Source organism: Mucilaginibacter celer (genome assembly GCF_003576455.2).
Lineage (GTDB): Bacteria > Bacteroidota > Bacteroidia > Sphingobacteriales > Sphingobacteriaceae > Mucilaginibacter > Mucilaginibacter celer.
Map to the genome: position 1 here is coordinate 6,405,701 of NZ_CP032869.1, position 20,797 is coordinate 6,426,497.

At 43.6% G+C, this 20,797-nt stretch carries 20 protein-coding genes; 13 read left to right on the plus strand and 7 right to left on the minus strand.

The window, feature by feature from the left end; genetic code table 11:
• Nucleotides 1-15 precede the first annotated feature (15 nt).
• A complete protein-coding gene (locus HYN43_RS26690) occupies nucleotides 16-768 on the plus strand; it encodes an SDR family oxidoreductase (RefSeq protein WP_119406913.1) in 753 nt (250 codons plus the stop codon).
• 106 nt (nucleotides 769-874) lie between these two features.
• The gene (locus HYN43_RS26695; protein WP_245447028.1) at nucleotides 875-1,297 is read left to right on the plus strand and encodes a hypothetical protein; all 423 of its coding nucleotides are present in this window, start codon (nucleotides 875-877) and stop codon (nucleotides 1,295-1,297) included.
• 136 nt (nucleotides 1,298-1,433) lie between these two features.
• Here the strand turns inward: HYN43_RS26695 and HYN43_RS26700 are convergent, their stop codons facing one another.
• From HYN43_RS26700 to HYN43_RS26715, 4 genes are all read right to left on the minus strand, one after another.
• Complete coding sequence (locus HYN43_RS26700; protein WP_119406914.1) at nucleotides 1,434-2,690, minus strand: pyridoxal phosphate-dependent aminotransferase; 1,257 nt, start codon at nucleotides 2,688-2,690, stop codon at nucleotides 1,434-1,436.
• A 206-nt stretch (nucleotides 2,691-2,896) separates the two neighbouring features.
• Nucleotides 2,897-3,631: an acyl-CoA desaturase gene (locus tag HYN43_RS26705; RefSeq protein ID WP_119406915.1), complete on the minus strand. Its 735-nt coding sequence runs from the start codon at nucleotides 3,629-3,631 to the stop codon at nucleotides 2,897-2,899.
• 182 nt (nucleotides 3,632-3,813) lie between these two features.
• The gene (locus HYN43_RS26710; RefSeq protein ID WP_119406916.1) at nucleotides 3,814-4,776 is read right to left on the minus strand and encodes an AAA family ATPase; all 963 of its coding nucleotides are present in this window, start codon (nucleotides 4,774-4,776) and stop codon (nucleotides 3,814-3,816) included.
• Between the two features lie 4 nt (nucleotides 4,777-4,780).
• Nucleotides 4,781-6,250 carry a peptidylprolyl isomerase gene (locus HYN43_RS26715; protein WP_119409141.1) on the minus strand — a complete coding sequence of 490 codons (1,470 nt, stop codon included), beginning with the start codon at nucleotides 6,248-6,250 and terminating at the stop codon, nucleotides 4,781-4,783.
• A 179-nt stretch (nucleotides 6,251-6,429) separates the two neighbouring features.
• Here HYN43_RS26715 and HYN43_RS26720 point away from each other — a divergent pair, with 179 nt between their 5' ends.
• The 4 genes from HYN43_RS26720 (at nucleotide 6,430) to HYN43_RS26730 (ending at nucleotide 8,584) form a co-directional block, all read left to right on the plus strand.
• On the plus strand, nucleotides 6,430-7,095 hold the full coding sequence (locus HYN43_RS26720) for a hypothetical protein (RefSeq protein WP_119406917.1): 666 nt from the start codon (nucleotides 6,430-6,432) through the stop codon (nucleotides 7,093-7,095).
• 16 nt (nucleotides 7,096-7,111) lie between these two features.
• Nucleotides 7,112-7,696: a non-canonical purine NTP diphosphatase gene (locus HYN43_RS26725; RefSeq protein WP_119406918.1), complete on the plus strand. Its 585-nt coding sequence runs from the start codon at nucleotides 7,112-7,114 to the stop codon at nucleotides 7,694-7,696.
• A gap of 189 nt (nucleotides 7,697-7,885) precedes the next feature.
• Nucleotides 7,886-8,053, plus strand: coding sequence for a hypothetical protein (locus HYN43_RS30545; protein WP_162996644.1), 168 nt, complete (start codon nucleotides 7,886-7,888; stop codon nucleotides 8,051-8,053).
• Nucleotides 8,054-8,104: 51 nt separating this feature from the next.
• Nucleotides 8,105-8,584, plus strand: coding sequence for a hypothetical protein (locus HYN43_RS26730; protein ID WP_119406919.1), 480 nt, complete (start codon nucleotides 8,105-8,107; stop codon nucleotides 8,582-8,584).
• A 203-nt stretch (nucleotides 8,585-8,787) separates the two neighbouring features.
• Here the strand turns inward: HYN43_RS26730 and HYN43_RS26735 are convergent, their stop codons facing one another.
• Nucleotides 8,788-9,921, minus strand: a complete 1,134-nt coding sequence (locus HYN43_RS26735) for a lactonase family protein (RefSeq protein WP_119406920.1) — start codon at nucleotides 9,919-9,921, stop codon at nucleotides 8,788-8,790.
• An 83-nt stretch (nucleotides 9,922-10,004) separates the two neighbouring features.
• Nucleotides 10,005-11,420 (minus strand): pseudouridine synthase, encoded by a 1,416-nt coding sequence (locus HYN43_RS26740; protein ID WP_119406921.1) that lies wholly within the window; start codon nucleotides 11,418-11,420, stop codon nucleotides 10,005-10,007.
• Between the two features lie 231 nt (nucleotides 11,421-11,651).
• Between HYN43_RS26740 and HYN43_RS26745 the strand changes: the two genes are divergently transcribed.
• From HYN43_RS26745 to HYN43_RS26765, 5 genes are all read left to right on the plus strand, one after another.
• Nucleotides 11,652-12,440, plus strand: a complete 789-nt coding sequence (locus HYN43_RS26745) for a lytic transglycosylase domain-containing protein (RefSeq protein WP_245447030.1) — start codon at nucleotides 11,652-11,654, stop codon at nucleotides 12,438-12,440.
• A 215-nt stretch (nucleotides 12,441-12,655) separates the two neighbouring features.
• Nucleotides 12,656-15,502 (plus strand): excinuclease ABC subunit UvrA, encoded by a 2,847-nt coding sequence (gene uvrA, locus HYN43_RS26750; protein WP_119406922.1) that lies wholly within the window; start codon nucleotides 12,656-12,658, stop codon nucleotides 15,500-15,502.
• Nucleotides 15,503-15,587: 85 nt separating this feature from the next.
• The gene (locus HYN43_RS26755; protein ID WP_119406923.1) at nucleotides 15,588-15,842 is read left to right on the plus strand and encodes a type II toxin-antitoxin system Phd/YefM family antitoxin; all 255 of its coding nucleotides are present in this window, start codon (nucleotides 15,588-15,590) and stop codon (nucleotides 15,840-15,842) included.
• A complete protein-coding gene (locus HYN43_RS26760; RefSeq protein WP_119406924.1) occupies nucleotides 15,839-16,093 on the plus strand; it encodes a Txe/YoeB family addiction module toxin in 255 nt (84 codons plus the stop codon). The genes HYN43_RS26755 and HYN43_RS26760 overlap by 4 nt, the downstream gene beginning before the upstream one ends.
• A 43-nt stretch (nucleotides 16,094-16,136) precedes the next feature.
• Entirely contained in the window at nucleotides 16,137-17,924 is a 1,788-nt protein-coding gene (locus HYN43_RS26765; RefSeq protein ID WP_119406925.1) for a DUF885 domain-containing protein, read from the plus strand.
• A 182-nt stretch (nucleotides 17,925-18,106) separates the two neighbouring features.
• On the opposite strand, the gene HYN43_RS26770 is transcribed toward HYN43_RS26765, so the two are convergent.
• Entirely contained in the window at nucleotides 18,107-18,991 is an 885-nt protein-coding gene (locus HYN43_RS26770) for a UbiA family prenyltransferase (RefSeq protein ID WP_119406926.1), read from the minus strand.
• A gap of 141 nt (nucleotides 18,992-19,132) precedes the next feature.
• Between HYN43_RS26770 and HYN43_RS26775 the strand changes: the two genes are divergently transcribed.
• Both HYN43_RS26775 and HYN43_RS26780 read left to right on the plus strand, forming a co-directional pair.
• Entirely contained in the window at nucleotides 19,133-19,660 is a 528-nt protein-coding gene (locus HYN43_RS26775; RefSeq protein ID WP_162996645.1) for a YceI family protein, read from the plus strand.
• Nucleotides 19,661-19,681: 21 nt separating this feature from the next.
• Entirely contained in the window at nucleotides 19,682-20,791 is a 1,110-nt protein-coding gene (locus HYN43_RS26780) for a type III polyketide synthase (protein ID WP_119406928.1), read from the plus strand.
• Nucleotides 20,792-20,797: the final 6 nt, after the last annotated feature.

Below are 20,797 nucleotides of genomic sequence, written 5' to 3' on the forward strand. Positions count from 1 at the left end.
ACCAAAACAAATAAAATGAACTCATTAAATAATAAAGTAGCAGTAATAACCGGCTCGGCCCGTGGTTTAGGTAAAGCAATTGCAGAACGTTATGCAGCCCTTGGTGCCAGTATCGTAATTAACTATTCGCGCGATAAGGCGTCGGCCGATGAGGTGGTAAGTAACATTAAGGCCATGGGTGCAAAAGTAATTGCCGTACAGGCAGATGTAAGCAAAGTGGCCGATATTGAAAGGCTATTTGCCGAGGCAAAAAAAGAATTTGGTAAGATAGACATAGTAGTAGCCAATGCCGGTATCGAATTGGTTGAAACGCCGGTAGTTGATTTTACCGAAGAACAGTTTGACCGAGTGTTTGGCATCAACACCAAAGGCACTTATTTCACCATGCAGCAGGCTGCCAAAAATGTAGAAGATAACGGCAGGATCATTTACATTGCTTCAAGCACTACTTCATTCCCGGTACCAGGAATGGCCGTGTATGGCGGCAGCAAAACCACGCCACGCTACCTGGTGGATATCCTTTCGAAAGAGATCGGTCACCGCGGTGTAACAGTTAACTCTATCATACCGTTTGCAGTTGATCATTCGGGTATTTTTGCCGAAGCCGATAGCTACCCCGCTTTAAGGAAACAATTGCTGGATAGCTGCCCAATGGGCCGACTGGCCGAAGTGGAAGACGTGGCCAATGTAGCCGAGTTTTTCGCCAGCGATCTGTCGTCCTTTGTGAACGGCCAGCACCTGCTGGTTAACGGCGGCGCAACAAATTAATTCTCAGTGTAGTAACAACAGGCAGCAGGTGAGCGTCAAACTAACCTGCTGCCCGTATTTGGCAACACATTTAATTAATATTATTCGATAGCACATCTACCATACCATGAAAACGCTCAACCATTATTTAGTATATGGAGCTTTAATTACTTCATCAGTAAATGCACAATGTGCAGGTGCTCAAACACCGGCCCAACAAAATATCCAAACCATGAATACCGAAAAATTAACTAACCCCATAGTAAAGCAAGCCATCGATGCCCTGCAGGGCGGCGATAAAAACGCCTGGTTTGCTCTGTTTACACCCAATGCCCAATTGTTTGATGATGGCAACAAAATGAATTTCAAAAGCTTTTTTGAAAAAGCCATAGGCCATGAACGTTTTACTTCAATTGATAAGGTTGAGTACAACGGGTTGCACCTATATGGGAAATTTCATAGCGACCAATGGGGAGATTTTAAAACGTATTTTAAGTTTACTGTTGATGGAAATAACAAGATCAGTAAGCTGGAGATAGGGCAGGCGTAGCCCCCCGGCCACCTAAAGGGGGAGTTTGTGAACGTATTAATAATACCTTTTAAACAACAAGAGCGATGAATTCAATCATCGCTCTTGTTGTTATTTTCAAGTCTCACCCTTTAGGGGGAGATTTAGCGGGCGACTCTTATTTCAACTTACTTAACGCTGCTTTTACCCTCGGTATCAAAGCCTCAATCTCATTCAGCGGCGTAGCGCCAACCGATGCGCGGAACCAGTTTACATCATCGCCGGTACCGAATGCTGAAAATGGTACAAATGCGGCTCCGGCTTCTTTAATTAAATAAAAATTAATGTCTGCCGAATCTTTAAGCGCCTTGCCATCGGGCGTAGTTTTGCCGGCGTAATCTATTTTCAGGGTTAGGTAGATGGCACCCATTGGTTCTATCGAATCCACGTTCAAACCACTGGTTTTCATTTCCTGGAAACCTTCGTGCAGTGCCGTAAGGCTGGCCTGGATCTTTTCTTTTAAATCAGCAAGGTATGAATTTACATCACTCTCGTCGGTTAAAAATTTAGCCATAGCCATCTGCTCAGGCTTTGGCGACCAGGCGCCCATGTGCCCAACAATGGCTTTCATATTTTCTATTACCAATTCCGGACCAAAACCCCAGCCCACACGTACACCGGTAGCTGCAAAACATTTCGAACCGCCATCAACAAAAATGGTGTAATCTTTTAATTCCGGGCGAAGTGTTACCGGGTTATAATGTTTATGATCGCCAAAAGTTAATTGCGAATAGATCTGATCGTACAATAAGTACAATGGTTTTTCGCCGGCCGTACGGGTTTTGTTTTCGGCTATAACCAAATCGCAAATCTCTTCCAGGTCCTTTTTGCTGAACATGGTGCCGGTTGGGTTTAATGGCGAACATAAAGCCAACAAAGCAGCTCCCTTTAAATGCGGACGGATATCATCGGCCGTAGGCATAAAGTTATTTTCGGGAGTGGTTGGGATAATAACCGGTTCGGCGTTCAGCAAATCGCTGTAGTGGTTATTGTTCCATGATGGGGCAGGGAAAACCACTTTTTCGCCGGGATTAACTACTGCCAAAAATATAGAATAGATTAACGGACGTGAACCGCCCGAAATCAGGATCTGGTTGGGAGCATAGTCAAGATCGAAGCTCTTTTTTAAAAAGCCGCTTACACTCTGGCGCAAATCCAGCATACCATCGGCAGCCGGATAGTTGGTTTGGTTATGATTATAGGCATCAATGATCTTATCCTTTAAGGGGGTAGGGATAGGATAAATGTTTGAGTCGAAATCGCCGATGGTTAAGTTAGCGATATTCTGGCCCTGGCGTTTTAATTCGTTGATCTCGCCCGCGATTTTGATAATCTCGGAGCCGTGCAAATTTTGAGCTAATAAAGAAACACTCATGGGTTTATGTATTTATGAGCAGCAAAGATAGGGAAAGGAGCTGAAAGCCGAAGGCTTAAAGCTGAAAGCAGAAAAAATTGAGCTAAAAGCAGAAGGCCTAAAGTAGAAAGCTTTTTTTTTGCTTCCTTGCTTTAGGCCTTATGTTATTGTTGCTTTGAGCCTTTGGCTTGTTCTTTGCTTTCTGCTTTAAGCCTTCGGCTTTAGGCTTACAAATACGCTTTTCGCAGCTTAATTATCCGCATCCAGTGCATGAGTTTCATTACGGGATAAACCGGGTCGATCTCGTACCATCTGGCGCCGAAGTTGGGTTTATTGGGATGTTTGTGGTGATTGTTTTGAAACAGTTCGCCAAGCATCAAAAAGTCAAACGGGGTGGTGTTTTTTGATTTATCGCCGTTATCAAAATTTTGATAACCGTATTTATGCCCGCACCAGTTAACAATAGCGCCGTGAATTGGTCCCATTAAAAAGTGGATAGGGATTAACAGATACATCCACCAGGCGGTTGCAAATTCTACATAAAATAAAATATATAAAATGCCGAATGAGATGCGTGACACTGCCGAAGAGCCGATGAAATCAACGAAGCGCCATTCGGGGATGTTGCCTTTAAAACGTTCTTCAGGCTCTTTTAACCTGCGTACATGCAGCCTGTAGCTTTTGGCCGTATAGATCATCATCTGTAAAACATCTTTAAAAAAATGCGGCGAATGCGGGTCCTTTTCGGTGTCGCTGTAGGCATGATGTTCGCGGTGCATAATAGCATACGCGCGTGGGTTTAAAAATGATGAACCCTGGCAAATGTAGGTAAGCAGGTAAAAAACGCCTTCGTTAAACTTGTTGGTAGTGAACATTTTATGCGATGCGTACCTGTGTAAAAAGAATGTTTGGAAGAATAGCGACAGAAACCAGTGCGCTACGAAAAATATAATGATAACCATTGAATTATTAGGAGAAGCTTATTTATAATGTTTCCAAAGGTACGATTAATAGCCGGATAAAGTTTTTTATATATAAAATTTGGTGGAGTTAGTCATAAAAGAAAAGTTTTAACATCCGAAACGGATTCTTTTACAACTTTTTAAAGATGATATTAAGCCGGTTGCAGTAATAATCGCTCCTCTTAATATAACTTCTCGATAATGTCGCTTGCCGATAAGCCTTCTGCTTCGGCATGGTAACTACGCACTATACGGTGGCTAAGGATGGGTTTGGCCACGGCCTGCACATCTTCAATATCTGGCGAATATTTGCCATTAAGTACAGCGTGGCATTTAGCACCAAGGATAAGAAATTGCGATGCCCGCGGGCCGGCCCCCCAGCTTAACAGCCGGTTTATTTGCGGTGTGGCGAACTCGCCGTTGGGGCGGGTTTTTGATACCAGTTTTACCGCGTATTCCATCACATTATCGGTAACCGGGATGTTGCGCACCAGTTGCTGAAAATAAATGATCTGATCGGCATTAAGCAGCTTGTTAACCTCAACCTTATTGGTACTGGTGGTGTTTTTAACTACCTGCAATTCTTCTTTAAACGATGGATAGCTTAACGCCACGTTAAACATAAACCTGTCCAGCTGTGCTTCGGGCAGGGGGTAGGTTCCTTCCTGCTCAATAGGGTTTTGGGTAGCCAGTACAAAAAACGGCTGTGCCAGTTTGTGGGTAATGCCTGCTGCTGTCACCGCTTTTTCCTGCATGGCTTCTAACAAAGCCGCCTGCGTTTTGGGTGGTGTACGGTTTATTTCATCCGCAAGGATGATGTTTGAAAATACCGGACCCGGGATGAATTTAAAATTGCGGTCTTCGCCCAAAATTTCCGAACCGATGACGTCTGATGGCATCAGGTCGGGCGTAAACTGGATGCGTTTAAAATCAAGGTCGAGCACCTGCGCTACGGTTTGCACCAGCAGCGTTTTGGCAAGGCCGGGTACACCAACCAGTAGGCAATGCCCGTTGCTGAAAATAGAGATGAGCACGAACTTAATCACTTCATCCTGGCCTACTATCACCTTGCCTATTTCGGCGCGAATTTGCTGGTAAGCCTGCTTTAAAGCGTCGGCAGCTTCTACATCAGAACGGTGTTGCATAAAATTATTTAGACGATGATTTGACTTTGGTTTCAGGGATTACCAGTTCGGGATTGGTGTTAACCCATTTTTTCAATACATCATAAGCCTGGTACTCTTTATCAATTTTGATAAAAGTTTCTTTACGGCGTTTATCAAACCATGCGCTTACAGTTTTATTCACCTTATCGTTATAAGCATACTCCTTCAATTTAGGAAAATCCTGCTCCAGGTTAGCTTTGTGTGCGTTGGTTGCCGATTTAAGCATCAATATCTTGTAGCTCTTTTTACCATCGGCAGCGGTAAAGATATCCGGTTTCGAAATGCTGCCTATTTTTAAAGTATCGGTAATTAAGGCAACCTTAGGGTCAAGCTTATCGGTTGGGATAAAGGTTGAGCGGCTTTGCACATCCTCGGCATTCAGCATCATACCACCGTTATATTTAGTGTCTTTATTGTCTGAATAAAAGGCGGCAGCGCTCGAAAAATCAACAGCTATGTTTTTATCTTTAATAAGCAGTACATAAATACTATCAGCCTTGGCTTTTGCCCTATCCAAACTGGCCTGGGTAACAACCGGGCTGATGAGGATATGACGTACGTGTACCTGCTCGCCCCGGCGTTCAATCACCTGTAAAAAATGAAAGCCGAAATCCGTTTCAAACACAGGTGAGATTTCTCCCGCTTTTAATTTAAAGGCATTTGCGGTAAACTCTTTTACGAAGGTAGTACGATCGGCAAAGCCCAGGTCACCACCCTCTGGTGCCGAGCCCGGATCCTGCGAATAAAGCCTGGCCAGGGTACCAAAATCTTCGCCTTTTTTAACACGCTGGCGCAGTTCTTCGGCTTTGGCTTTGTACAGGTCTTTCTCTTCTTTGTTTAGTTTGGGCTGAAAAACTATCTCGCCAACTTCAACTTCTTTATTAAATGACGGAAGACTGTCTTTAGCTATCCCATCATAAAACTTTTTAACATCCTGCGGGGTAACATTCAGTTTTTCGGTAATATGCTGCTGCATTTTCTGGGCAACCATCTGCTCTTTCAAATCCGGGCGGATCTCGTCTTTGTATTGAATAAGCGAACGGCCTAAAAATGCTTCAAGCTTATCCTGGCCACCGGCACGCTGCGTCATTTCGCGCATACGGCGATCAACGTTGGCATCAACATCTTCTTCTTTAACCTCGATACTATCAATAGCTGCCTGCTGGGCTAACAATTTTTGGGTTAGCAGAGTTTGCAGAATACGCGCTTTTACGGTAGGATCGGGCTGGTTGCCCTGTACCAAAAAGTTGGCGTATGATAATTCGATATCCGAAAGCAATATAGGGCTGTTACCCACAACTGCTGCAATTTTATCAAGCGTTTTGCCAGGGGTACGGGCGGCAAGCGAATCGGACTGGACTAATTTTTTTGCCGATGTATCTGATGCAACCTGTGCCTTTGCAAATGTTATTGTTAAAATAAAACTAAGTACTAAAACTCCAAACTTTCTCATGTAACGCTGTATGCTAAATAAAACGGGCATACTTAACCCGTTAAAAACTACGAATTTCGGTAAAATTTATTAATTATAGCCTGATAAATATTTTATCTGAAAATCATGAAGCTATAATTGTGCTAATATGCCTATAAACCCTGAAACAGTTTAACTACTTTTGGTTAAAATTTGTTAAAGTGAAAGTTGAGAACCCGGCCGCGTTGCGTTTTATTTTAGAGGATGAGATTTACCTGCTTAATGCTGATAAAGCGTTGTATGAAAACACTGCTCAATCCGCATCCGCAGAAATCCCGGCCATACAACCTCAAAATACCTTAACTACACCGGTAGCAATAACCACTATAGTTTCAGAGCCGGTGTCCGAACTTAAAAAAGCCGCACCTATTGTAAATGTCCCAACTCCATCTATTACAATCCCTTCCATCGTTTCCGAGCCTAAAACCGAAAATAAAACGCCGGATATGGGCTTTAAGTATATGGGTAAAAACTTGCAGCATTTTTTGGTGTTTACCCATTACACCGATGCCGAATTTATTAAGCCCGAGCATTGGGCCGCTCTTGAAAATATACTGAAACGCAAGGGATATAACCCGGATGATGTGGCTATTTTAAACACGGCAACCTACAGCACTACCAAATTCAGCGAGTTTAAACTGTTTTTTAAACCGACAAAGGTGTTGCTTTTAGGAATGGATGCCCTCCCTCCTGATTTGAAAGTGTTAAAGCCTAATAAACCGGTTACATCAAATGGTATTACCGCACTTTATACCTATTCGTTTGGTGATATGATGGACAACGTGGAGTATAAGAAGACATTTTGGGAGTTGGTAAAAACATTATAAAAGCCACTGAGTATTTATGCAACAATTAGTTTTTGCTACCAATAACCGCCATAAGCTTGATGAAGTTTCGGCCAAAATAAACGGAGAGATCAAATTGCTTACGCTGCATGATATTGGCTGTTACGATGACATTGAAGAAACAGGTACCACCTTTAAAGCCAATGCTTCTATCAAAAGCCAACATGTATACTCAGAATATCACTTGAATTGTTTTGGTGATGATAGCGGGCTGGAGATAGATGCCCTTAACGGCGAGCCAGGTGTTTATTCGGCCCGGTATGCCGGTACGCATGGCAATCACGCAGCAAACATCGGCAAGGTGCTTGAAAACTTACAGGGCGAAACAAACCGAAAAGCACGCTTTCGTACGGTGATCTCCTTAATGTGGGAAGGTGACGAGTATTTTTTTGAAGGAACTGTTGAAGGAACCATCCGTAACGAAATTGCCGGGGAAGGAGGTTTTGGCTATGATCCTATTTTTGAACCTGAGGGGTACGATATCACTTTTGCCGAAATGAGCATGACCGAAAAAAATGCCATCAGTCACCGGGCAAAGGCTATGGAGCAGTTAATTGCTTTTCTGAATAAAGCGGCTGGGTAGAGATTAGTGATTGGAGAATAGAGATTAGTTTTTTATGAATGTTAACCTGATCAATATGTTATGAGGGTGCTGTTTTTTTACTTTAGAACCGGTTGGTAAAACGTTATACTAAACTTTATGTAAAATTGTTAAAATAAATGCAACCTAACCTAAACATCTCCCGTAAAATATAGCTATAAGGAATATTTTATGAATGTCATCAAGCGCATAGGTAAAATCTTATCAGACAGAGACACCAACCCAAGGTTCATCAGCAGCCTGAAAAAGGTTAAGGAGGCAGACCTGGTTGCCGAATCAATAAACCAGCAGTTAAAAGAGCTGGAAAAAAAGATGCATCAGCAGGCCGTGAACCTATAATTTGCACCTTTGGCAGGATTTATGCTATTTATGCATAAAATATACACTGTCATGAAAAAGTTAGTTCAAACCTCAATCGCAATCTTATCTCTTATTTTCGTTTTTTCGGCCTGTTCCAGTACCAAAAACACTACTACGTCCAATGTATCGCGCGGAAAATTTGTAGGTACCTGGACCTGCAATAATGTAAGTTATGACGGCCTTGTACAAAATGCAGTACAAAGCGTATTTGACCAGGCCCCGCCCGAAGCCTTTGTTGGCAGCACCTGGAAATTAACCAACAGCGGTAACGGTATTTATACTTTGTCCAACGGTACTTCACAAACTATATTCTGGTCGGTTTATAATGGTGGTACTACCGGTACACAATTCCAATTCAAAAAGATATACGAAGGCGATAAAGCCAAAAACGTAGCCGAAGGTTACCGCCTGGATATTGCCGCTAACGATGGCTCAACCATGACCTTGAAATCGCCGGTTACAGTAGGCAATAGCACCGGTTATGTTATTTATTCGTTCACTAAAAATTAAGCTGAAAGCATTTTACGAAAATATAAAAGGCGACGCATTGAAATTTATTTCTACGCTTCGCCTTTTATATTTTAGAGGAATTTATAACCACCACGTCATTGCGAGGCACGAAGCAATCCCCGATTAGCAGATCCGCCCTGTATAGTTTGGGATTGCTTCGTGCCTCGCAATGACGTGGTGGGATATAATGTCTTTTTTCCTGCTTATTCCGCTGGTGCAAATTTCAGGCATACGGGGTTACCAATCTCAACACGGATGCCGGTTTGGTTAAGCTTGCCGGTGGCTTGATCTATTTTAAATACCCACATGTTGTCGCTGCCCTGGTTAGCTACGATCAGGAAACGGCCGGTTGGGTCGATAGCAAAATCGCGTGGGTTTTTGCCGAAGGTTGATTGGCGGGCTACGAAGGTAAGCATGCCGGTTTCCTTGTTAACCGAGTAAATATTAATCTCGTTGGTTTCTAAACGGTTTGAAGCGTAAAGGAATTTACCATCCGGCGATAAATGGATAGCAGCACCGGCCGTTTGACCGCTAAAACCATCAGGCAGCATAGTGATAGATTGTTTTTGTTTCAGCTGACCATTTTTATAATCGAACACAATTACGTTCGATCCCATTTCGGTTACCAGGTAAGCAGTTTTTTTATCTGCAGAGAACTCTAAATGCCTTGGGCCTTCTCCGGGTGCAACGCTTACAAAAGCAGGCGAAGAGGGAACTATGCGGGGCTCTTTGTTGGGGTGATATTTATAGATGTTGATTTTATCGGTACCCAGATCATTATACAGCACATATTTTTCATCGGGCGTTAATACGGCCATGTGCGCGTGGGCGGATTCCTGGCGTTCTTTGTTGATGCTGTGGCCGTCATCATGTACGGTTTGGATGCCGTTAGCTATCGAACCATCTTTATTTAAAGGCATCACCGCCACATTACCGCTTGAGTAGTTAGCGATCAGCAGATTTTTCTGATCCTTATCAACCGAAATATGGCAGGGGTCGGCACCTAAAGTTGATTGTTTGTTGATGAAAGTAAGTTTGCCTGTTTTAGCCTCGAACGAGAACGCGCTTACCTCACCTTTAGGTAATTCGTTAACCGCGTAAATGAATTTGTTGTTAGCGCTTAGTGTTAAGTACGATGGATTGTTAACGCCATCAATTTCACTCAGGTAAGCCAGCTTGCCTGTTTCGGCATAAAAGCGGTAAACTACAATGCCTTTACTTTTGCCTGTAGTATATGTGCCCACAATCAGATCGAAAGTTTTAGGGCCTGTTTTTTTATTTTGTGCAAAGGTTAGCGCGGGTGAAAGCATAGCTATGAGCAACAAAAATTTTTTCATGGTTGGTTATTGATGGTTTATTGCTTTGCAAGATAGCAAATAGACACAAAAAAAGCCCCGTGGATTAACGGAGCTTTTTAAATTTATTTAATAAGATGCTTTAACTGGATCACCTCTTTTTCTTCAAGATAGCGCCAGCGGCCGCGTGGAAGGTCTTTTTTGGTAAGATTGGCATAAATAACCCTGTCAAGTTTTACCACTTCGTAACCCAAATGCTCAAACATGCGGCGAACGATGCGGTTTTTGCCGCTGTGGATCTGGATGCCTACTTCGCGTTTTGTTCCGCCGGTAACGTACGATACCGAATCGGGCTTAATAACGCCGTCTTCCAGTTCCAAACCAAAGGCTAATTTGTTTAAATCGCCCTGGGTTAAGCTTTTGCTTAGTTCAACCTGGTATAATTTGGTGATGCTGTTTCGTGGGTGCGATAGTTTATCGGCCAGTTCGCCGTCGTTGGTCATTAGCAATAAACCTGTGGTATTGCGGTCAAGGCGGCCAACCGGGTAAATGCGTTCGCGGCTTGCTTTTTCAACAAGGTGCATTACGGTACGGCGCTCTTGAGGATCATCGGTAGTAGTGATGTAATCCTTTGGTTTATTTAATAATACATAAACCATTTTTTCGCGTTTAAGCGTTTCGCCGTTGTATTTGATAACGTCTTTAAACGGATCAATCTTGGTGCCCAGCTCGGTAACTACCTCGCCGTTCACTGATACTACGCCGGCAGCAATAAGTTCGTCGGCTTTACGACGAGAGCAGATGCCCGCGTTTGAGATATAACGGTTTAAACGGATCAGCCCGTCATCTGTAGATTTGGTGGATTTGGCGGGACCGTTTTTACGGCCGCGCATTGTTTTTGGTGCATCGGGCTGATTGGCTAAATCATCCGGACGGTGCGCGGGCCTGTCGCCAAATGAAGGCTTATCCCTGAAACCGCCTTCGCGTTTTTTGAAACTACCTTCTGATGATCGCGAGCCGGCGCCAAATTTACGCTCGCCGCTTTGTTCGCCGCCAAAACTTCTTTTTGGTTTACCTTCAAAGCCTGCTGATGAGCGGGTGCGTGGCGCAAATGATTTCTTTTCGCCCGAAGCATCGTTACCGAAACTTCTTTTTGGCCTCGAATCATCACCCGTAGTAGGGCGACCTGAGTATGGTTTGCGTGAAAAGCTTTTGCTTTCGCCCTGGGCATCATTGCCAAAGCTTCTTTTTGGTCTGTCATTATCATCGCCGGTTGTTGGGCGACCTGAATATGGACGTGGTTTTGCGCCGAATTTTTTATCACCTGCCAACGAAGATCCGCTTCTAAAATTGCTTTTAGGCTTATCGTCACTGAACCTGTTTGGTTGAAATGTTTTTTCCGGGCGGGTGAGTTTTTTCTTTTCGCCATTTGGGGTAGCTTTACCCTTTGGAGTTGACGGCGATTTGCGTGGCCTGTTTTCGCCACTTTTTTTATTTTCTGGTCTGTCTTCGCGACTACCTGCTGGTCTCTTAAATACCATAATTTTTTGTTTAGCGCTTTCGCAGCGTGAGGGTCAAAGTTACGCTTTTTCGGTAAAATCCGATCAAAAAAATCAAAAAAATATCATCAAACAAAATCGCCGTTTAAACGGTTTTAAAGGCGGTTTTTGAACCGAAAACCGCTGCTAAAAAATTTGGCATTTTGCTAAGTATTTGATAATGTGCCTTATGAAACATACCTTTGCAGCACATTCTACCAAAATGTATAGTTAATGATAAGAAAAGAAATGATCAAAAAACACTTACTTACGCGCTCCGTAATGCTGGTGCTGGTTCTCATTTCAATGCTTAATATTTTCGGTACAACAATTACTGAAACGGGTACAAAACCCTTGCCATTAAGCCTCCGAACCTCGAAGTTTATTTTTATTTCAAGAAGCAAAAATGCAGTTGCTTACAACTTTGCCAATGAAGCTTTACCAGTTAATGATGCAAAAGTTAATTACAAACTTTTCAAAACACTCAGAAAGCACGATTTTAGAAACGTGCAAAGCAACGTCCTGCACCGCAAAGCCGAAAAATGGTTCCCAATTATTGAGCCAATTTTAAAGTTTTACGGTATTCCCGACGATTTTAAATACATCCCGCTGGTCGAATCCGGTTTCACATCGGGTAAATCGCCAAAGGGGGCTAATGGTATCTGGCAGTTTATGCCCGGTACGGCACGCACTTATGGCTTAAGGGTTGGCCATGGAACCGATGAGCGCTTAAACCTGCGCAAATCAACCATCGCGGCCTGCAAGTATATCAAAGAATTATACGGTGAATTTAACAGCTGGACACTGGCGGCTGCCGCTTATAACAATGGCTCGATCAAATTAGCGCGCGCCATTAACAGGCAAAACGAAGATAACTACTTCCGCATGAAGCTGAACCGCGAAACCGGTTCGTACGTTTACAAGCTGATTGCCATGAAGGCGGTTATTGAACAGCCAAAGGATCACGGGTATCAGAATTATTTTTTCCTGCCCCCCGCGCCACAGTTGCTGGCATTTAATTAAGCACAGGTAATTACACTGTAAATTAATTAAAAGATTACATTACGGAGCATTTTGAGGCCGGTTGTCTATAGTAGACTACCGGCCTTTTTTGCTTATATTTGTAGCAAATTACCGATAGCTTAAGCCAAAAATTTTAGGAAAACAGGGTTCTGTAAAATTCTGGTAACTATAATAATTAGCTTCAAACAATGTTGGTATATCCACATTAATCAAATATGAGTACAAAACCTCCTGTTGACCTGGGCGAGCAAAGTGAAGTTGAAGTTTATGGTGCCCGGGTGCATAACCTGAAAAATATTGATGTTTCCTTTCCGCGCAACCAACTGGTGGTAATTACCGGTTTGAGTGGAAGCGGTAAATCATCATTAGCGTTTGATACCATTTACGCCGAGGGGCAGCGCCGTTATATGGAAACATTTTCGGCTTATTCGCGCCAGTTTATGGGTGGGATGGAGCGCCCTGATGTAGATAAAGTTTCGGGACTGAGCCCGGTTATCGCTATCGAGCAAAAAACCACCAGTAAAAATCCGCGATCTACAGTTGGCACCATTACCGAGATTTACGATTTTATGCGTTTGCTGTTTGCCCGCGCGGGCGATGCCTACTCGTACACCACCGGCGAGAAGATGGAACGCATGAGCGAAGATCAGATCCTGAAAACCATCAGTGAAAAATTTGATGGTCAGCCGGTAAATATCCTGGCCCCGGTGGTAAAGGCACGTAAAGGCCACTACCGCGAGCTGTTTGAATCTATCCGTAAGCAAGGCTTTTTAAAAGTATGGCTGGATGGTGCCATTGCCGATGTTGAACCCAAAATGCAGGTTGACCGATACAAGATCCACGACATTGATATTGTGGTTGACCGCCTGGTGGTAAGCGAAAAAGATAGCAAGCGTTTATATACCTCGGTACAACAAGCATTAAAAATAGCTAAAGGAATTATCCGTATTGCCGATAAAGAGAATAACGTATCCTATTATAGTAAGTACCTGATGGACCCGGTTTCGGGTATCTCGTATGATGAACCTCAACCAAACACATTCTCTTTCAACTCGCCTTACGGTGCCTGCGAAAAGTGTAATGGCCTGGGATATATTTTTGAGGTAGACGAAGCCTCGGTAATCCCGAACCCCAAACTCAGCATCATGAACGGCGGTTTGGCCCCGATAGGCGAGTACCGGGAAACATGGATTTTCCAGGTGCTGAAATCGCTGGCCAAAAAGTATGAGTTCTCGTTATCAACCCCGATAGAGAAGCTGAACCGCGATCAGCTGGATATGATATTAAATGGCGCGCCTGACCCGTTAAGCGTAGCCGTTGAATACAATAAATGGAACGTTCAAAATTACCAGATCACTTTTGAGGGCATTATAAGGATGCTGGAAGAGCAGCAGGAACGCCGCAACGACGAAGGTATGGATGATATGGAGAATTACCGTGTGCTCCGTACCTGCCCGGTTTGCGAGGGTGCGCGATTGAAAAAAGAATCGCTGCACTTTAAGGTAGATGGCAAAAACATATTCGAGCTGGCTACTATGGATATCAACCACCTGCAAGAGTGGTTCGATGGTCTGGAAGAGAGATTGAGCGAACGCCAGAATGTGATAGCCAAAGAGATATTAAAAGAGATCCGTGCGCGCATTGTGTTTTTGCTGGATGTGGGTTTGAGCTATTTAACGCTCGATCGTACGGCCAAAACCCTTTCGGGCGGTGAGGCACAACGCATCAGGCTGGCTACGCAAATTGGCTCGCAGCTGATGAACGTAATGTACATTTTGGATGAGCCAAGCATCGGCCTGCACCAACGCGACAATGAACGCCTGATAACCGCCCTCAAAAACCTGCGCGACCTGGGCAATACCGTATTGGTAGTTGAACACGATAAAGATATGATACTGGAAGCCGACCATGTGATAGACATGGGCCCGGCAGCCGGCGTACACGGCGGACAGGTGGTTGCCGAAGGCACTCCCGCCCAGCTGATGGAAAAGCATACCCTTACTACATCATACATTAATGGCGAGCGCGAAATAGCGATCCCCAAAAAACGCCGTGAGGGTAATGGGAAAACGCTGAAGCTAAAAAAAGCTACCGGCCATAACCTTAAAAAAGTATCGGTCGAGTTTCCGTTAGGTAAACTGATCGGTATAACAGGAGTGTCGGGAAGCGGTAAATCAAGTTTGATCACCGAAACATTGTATCCGATACTAAACCATCACTTTTTCAGAGCTAAGAAACATCCGCTGCCTTATGATAAAATTGAAGGGCTGGAAAATATAGATAAGGTAATTGAGATAGATCAAACGCCAATCGGTCGTACGCCGCGCTCAAACCCGGCTACCTATACTGGCGTGTTCTCGGATATCCGGAACCTGTTTGTGGCATTGCCGGAGTCGAGGATCAGGGGGTATAAGCCCGGTCGCTTTTCATTTAACGTAAAAGGCGGCCGTTGCGAAACCTGCCAGGGCGGCGGTATGAAAGTGATAGAAATGAACTTTTTGCCCGATGTACAAGTCCCTTGCGAAGAATGCGGCGGCAAACGTTACAACCGCGAAACGCTGGAAGTACGCTACCGCGGCAAATCCATCAGCGATGTGCTGGATATGAGCATTGAAGATGCTACGCCGTTTTTTGAGCATATCCCATCTATCTACCGTAAAGTAAGAACACTTAACGATGTAGGTTTGGGCTATATCACCTTGGGTCAGGCCTCAACCACGCTATCGGGCGGCGAAGCTCAGCGTGTTAAACTGGCCACCGAACTATCTAAAAAAGATACCGGTAATACTTTCTATATTTTAGATGAGCCTACCACCGGCTTACATTTTGAGGATATTAACGTGTTGTTAGGCGTGCTTAACCAGTTGGTTGATAAAGGAAATACCGTGCTGGTGATTGAACATAACCTTGATGTGATCAAGGTAGTTGACCATGTAATTGATCTTGGGCCGGAAGGTGGCTCTGGTGGTGGCACTATTCTTTTCTCCGGAACTCCTGAAGGTTTGTGCAAGGTGAAGGAAAGCTTTACCGGGAAGTTTTTGAAAAAGGAGATGGGTTTATAAACCGCTCATGTTAGAATAAAAAACGGCATGTACAATAAATTGTACATGCCGTTTCGGTTTTATATCTTTATAAAAAAGTATCCCGATGGAAACGACAACGTATACAACATTCAGACAGCAGCTAAAATCGTTTTTAGATAAAGTGCGGAATGATCATAAACCACTTATTGTAACCAGCACTAATGCGGAGGACGTAGTAGTGATGTCAAAATCTGATTACGAAAGCATGGAGGAAACTTTTTACCTTTTAAAAAGTCCGAAAAATGCAGCAAGATTGCTTCAGGGGATCGAAGAATATGAAAAGGGTTTGGGTCAGGAAAGAAAACTGATCGAAGAGTGAAAATTATTTTTCAAAGTCCCGGATGGGAGGATTATCTCTATTGGCAAAGTACGGATAAGGCCACTTTAAAAAAGATCAATTCTCTTATCAAAGAAATAGAACGGACTCCTTATGAAGGAGCCGGCAAGCCTGAGCCTTTAAAGCACAATTTAGCGGGATGGTGGTCGCGCCGTATTAATCTCGAGCATAGATTGATTTATAGAGTTGAGGGTGATTCTGTATTTATCCTCCAGTGCAGATATCATTATTAATTCTACCTGCCTTTCCTTAGCTTTATCCTTTCAACCCACATCAATGAAAAAACTACTACTTATACTCGGCATTGCCGGCAGTTTCCTGGCCTGCAATCAACCCAAATCATCAGATAATAAAACTGATATCCCGGCCAATAAAGAGCTCGCCAAGGTTTTTGAAAATTATTTTCAGGATGGTCTGAAACTTTACCCGCTAAGTGCAACCAGCATCGGCGACAGGCGCTATAATGATTTATTGCCTAACGACGGCTCGGCCGAGTTTTTGAAAAAAGCGCACGATTATTATTCGGTATACCTCTCCAAAGTGAAAAACTTTGAACGAAACGAACTCAATACCGACGATCAGCTATCCTATGATATTTTCACTTACGAAGCACAATTATCCCTCGATAATTTTAAGCATCATTTTGAGTATATGCCGATGAACCAGTTTTATGCCCTGCCCATTACGATGGGGCAAATGGGTTCAGGTTCAGGCTCGCAACCTTTTAAAACGGTTGTGGATTATAGTGATTGGCTGAAACGTTTGTTTGCTTTCCAGTTTTGGGCTGATACCGCTATCGCCAATTTTGATAAGGGTATTAAAGCAGGCGTAGTTTTGCCTAAAGCACTGGTAGTTAAAATGATCCCCGAAATGCAGGATCTGGTATCGAAAGATGTGGAAAAAAGCCTGTTTTATGGCCCGGTGAATAATTTCCCTAAAGATTTTTCGGACGCAGACAAAAAACAGTTAACCGAAGCTTATAAAAAAGCTATCGCTACGATTGTTAATCCAACCTACCAAAAATTGGCCGACTACCTGAAAAATCAATATCTGCCGCGTGCACGTATCACATCTGGTTTTTCATCGCTGCCGGACGGTGCTGCTAAATATGCTTACCTGGTTAAACAGCAAACCACTACCGATAAAACCCCTGAAGAAATTTATCAACTCGGCTTAAAAGAAGTAGCCCGCATCCGGGGCCTGATGGACAGCATCAAAACCAGCGTAGGCTTTAAAGGCAACCTGCAGGCGTTTTTCGAATACATGAAAACCGACCCTAAATTTACGCCATATAAAACGCCGCAACAGGTTTTGGCGGCCTTCGAAAATATCCACCACCGCATGGAGCCTAACCTGAAAAAAATGTTTAACCATGTGCCTAAAACCCCATTCGAGATCAGGCAGACTGAGGCTTTCCGTGCGGCATCGGCGAGTGCGGAGTATAACCAGGGTTCGGCAGATGGCAGCAGGCCGGGTATTTTTTATGTGCCGATATTGGATGCTACCAAGTTTAACACCACATCAGGTATGGAATCCTTGTTTTTGCATGAGGCTATCCCCGGCCATCATTACCAAATCTCGTTAACACAGGAAAATACTTCGTTACCAAAATTCCGCAGGTTTGATGGCGGCGAAACGGCTTATGTTGAGGGCTGGGCTTTATATTGCGAATCGTTAGGAAAAGAGTTGGGTTTATACACCGATCCGTACCAGCATATGGGCGCTTTGGGTGATGAAATTCACCGCGCTATCCGCCTGGTTGTTGATGTAGCCATTCACACCAAAGGCATGACCCGCGAGCAGGCTATTAAATATATGATGGATAATGAAGCCATCAGCGAGCAAGGTGCTACAGCCGAAATTGAGCGTTACATGGCCATTCCGGGCCAGGCTTTAAGCTATAAAATAGGTGCGCTTAAAATTCGCGAACTGCGCACTAAATACGAGAAGCAATTGGGCAACAAGTTTAATATAGCAGAGTTTCATGACCAGGTGCTGAAAGATGGTGCTATGCCAATGGCTGTTTTTGAAGCTAAGATGGATGCCTGGGCTGCGAAGCAGTAAAAAATGTTTCTACCCGTCATTGCGAGGAACGAAGCAATCGCGAACAGTACAGGGTGGACTTGCATAGCCTCCTGCTTCCGTGCGATTGCTTCGTTCCTTGCAATGACGTGGTGGTGGGCATTATTGCTTTTTAGACTTACGAAGTTTAAAAAACTTCGTAAGTCTGGCTTGTATGATCAAAATTAACTAAACACCGCCAATACCCCAAAGTAAATCAGCATACATCCCGAACTAATAAAATTCATACGCATAGCATTTTTAAAATTGGCGTTATCGGTTGATTTGCCCACCTTGTAAAACCAGTAATTAAAGAAAATGAATATCGGCGCGGCGCATACCAAAAAGAAATAAAAGTTAAGCAGCATTCCCGCCAAATGCCAGTACCAATAAGATAGCGCTATACCGCAGGCAAACAATGCCCCCGAAAATATAAATGAACCTTTATAACCCAACACTATGCTCAGCGTTTTGTCCCCACGGCGGCTATCTTCCTCATGCTGGTAAACCTGTGTTAAAGGATACGATGCGCCAATGAGGCATGAACTGATGGCGCCAGGAATAACAAAGCCGATATCCCAATGGCTAAACAGATTCATCCCGCTTAAGGCCGCATAAGTGGTATAGTAAATAAAACATCCCTGGAAAATAAACACGGTAAGGAAGCTGATAAAAGGATATTTCTTTAAGCGGGTTGCCGGGTGACTATATAGTTTGGACATAATACCATAGATCAGCACCGCGAAGGCAAACTGCCAGCTTACCAAAAAACCAAGTAAAAAAGCCAGCACCTCTAAAAAAATAGAAAAATAGTACGAACTGATATCCACCTCGGGAGGCTTGGCCAACAGCGCTATACTATCCTCATCTTTATCAAAATAACTGTTATAGCCGTTGCTGGCCGGGAAGGCTAATGCATGCCATATAAAAAACACCAGCCAGGCGGTGGCGGGCTTCACAGTATCAGCCTGGCTAAAAGCAAACAGGTACACCGGCAATAAAAATACCGAAAACACAAAGCGCAAATGCGCCAGGGTTGATCTGGTTGGGATAATTTGTTTCAACAACATGCTTTGTTTTTACGGGTACTAAGTTAATTTACAGCTAAAAACAATCGCCGGTTGCCCGGGTGTCGATTTAATTATAAATTGTTACCAATATAAAATTTTGACTTGCATAAATTATTATGTTTGAAACAACGTTTAAACAACATGATTAAAAAACTTTTTACCCTCGTATTTTTAAGCACTTTAACAATAACAGCTTTTGCCCAAACGGTAACCAAATCGGATGTAAGCTTTAAAATAAAAAACCTTGGTTTTAACGTAAACGGAACTTTTACCGGTTTACAGGCCGAAATAAAATTTAAACCCAATGATCTGTCCGGCAGCAGTATTGAAGCCTCGGTTGCGTCAAACACCGTAAATACCGATAGCGAAGGCCGTGATAATCACTTAAAAAGCGAGGATTATTTTGATGTAGCGAAATACCCGAAAATTACCCTGAAATCTGTTTCATTTAAACGTAAAAGCGGGAGCAACTATACGGGCAGTTTCAACGTAACTATTAGAGATAAAACAAAGTTGATTGAGATTCCTTTTACCTACACCGAAGTTGGTAATACCGCTCAGCTAAAAGGCGATTTCATGATTTTACGTACGGATTTTGGTATCGGCGGTAAAAACCTGATCTTATCTAACGAGGCTAATGTTTCGGTATCAGTCGAGATCAGCAAATAAAACAGGTTTATATAATTTTTAATGGAGAGTTGCATTAGTGCTATCGGGATAGCTAATCCCCAAAACCGTATTGCCCAGCAGGATATTTACCATTTTATGGCGAACGCATTTGGCCTGGACGAAACTAATGCCGCAAGGTTAAAAAGTATTTACGATAATTCGGGCATTGAGTACCGTTATTCTGTTATCCCTGATTTTGCATTCAGCGATCCATCAAAGTACACCTTTTTTAAACAAACTGATGACCTTGAGCCTTTCCCTGACACCCAAAAGCGGCTTAAACTTTACGAAAAGGAAGCTATATCAATAGCTGTAAATGCTGCGCGAAACTGCTTTGCCGGTTTTCAGGAAGACATCAACACTAAAATAACTCACCTGGTAACGGTAAGCTGCACTGGTATGCATGCCCCCGGCATTGATATTGAACTGGTGGATCGCCTTGGGCTTAACCGCAATACCGAGCGCACCTGCATCAATTTTATGGGTTGCTACGGCGCTATTAATGGCTTGAAAGTTGCCGATTACATTTGCCGGGCCGATGCCAATGCCAAAGTGCTGGTGGTAAGCGTTGAGCTTTGCACCCTGCATTTTCAAAAAGCTAACACGCTGGATAATTGGGTGGCCAACTCCTTGTTTTCGGACGGGGCGGCAGCCGTGCTGGTTGAAAATACTGCCAACCGTTTGGGTAGAGGAGCCTGCTTCTCTCTTAAAAATTTCTACTCGGAATTTGTTACAGAGGCCCGCGATGAAATGGGCTGGTATGTTGGTAACACAGGTTTCGAGATGAAGCTAACCTCTAAAGTATCAAAGCAAATAAAAAAACATATTACTGCGCTTACCGATAGGTTTTTGCAAAAAGCCAAAACCCAAATAGGAGATATTTCAGCTTATGCGGTACATCCGGGAGGGCGGACTATTTTAGAAGCCGTTGAAGAAGCGCTTGAACTGCCCGAAGAAAGTAACAGTTTCGCTTACGAGGTTCTGCGGGAATACGGCAATATGTCGTCGGCTACTATTTTATTTGTATTGGATAAGATGCTGAAGGCCGGTAACCTAATCGATCAAAAGATCCTGAGTTTCGCCTTCGGTCCGGGTTTAACCGTTGAAGGGATGATCCTCGAAATGCATTAAGCCTGT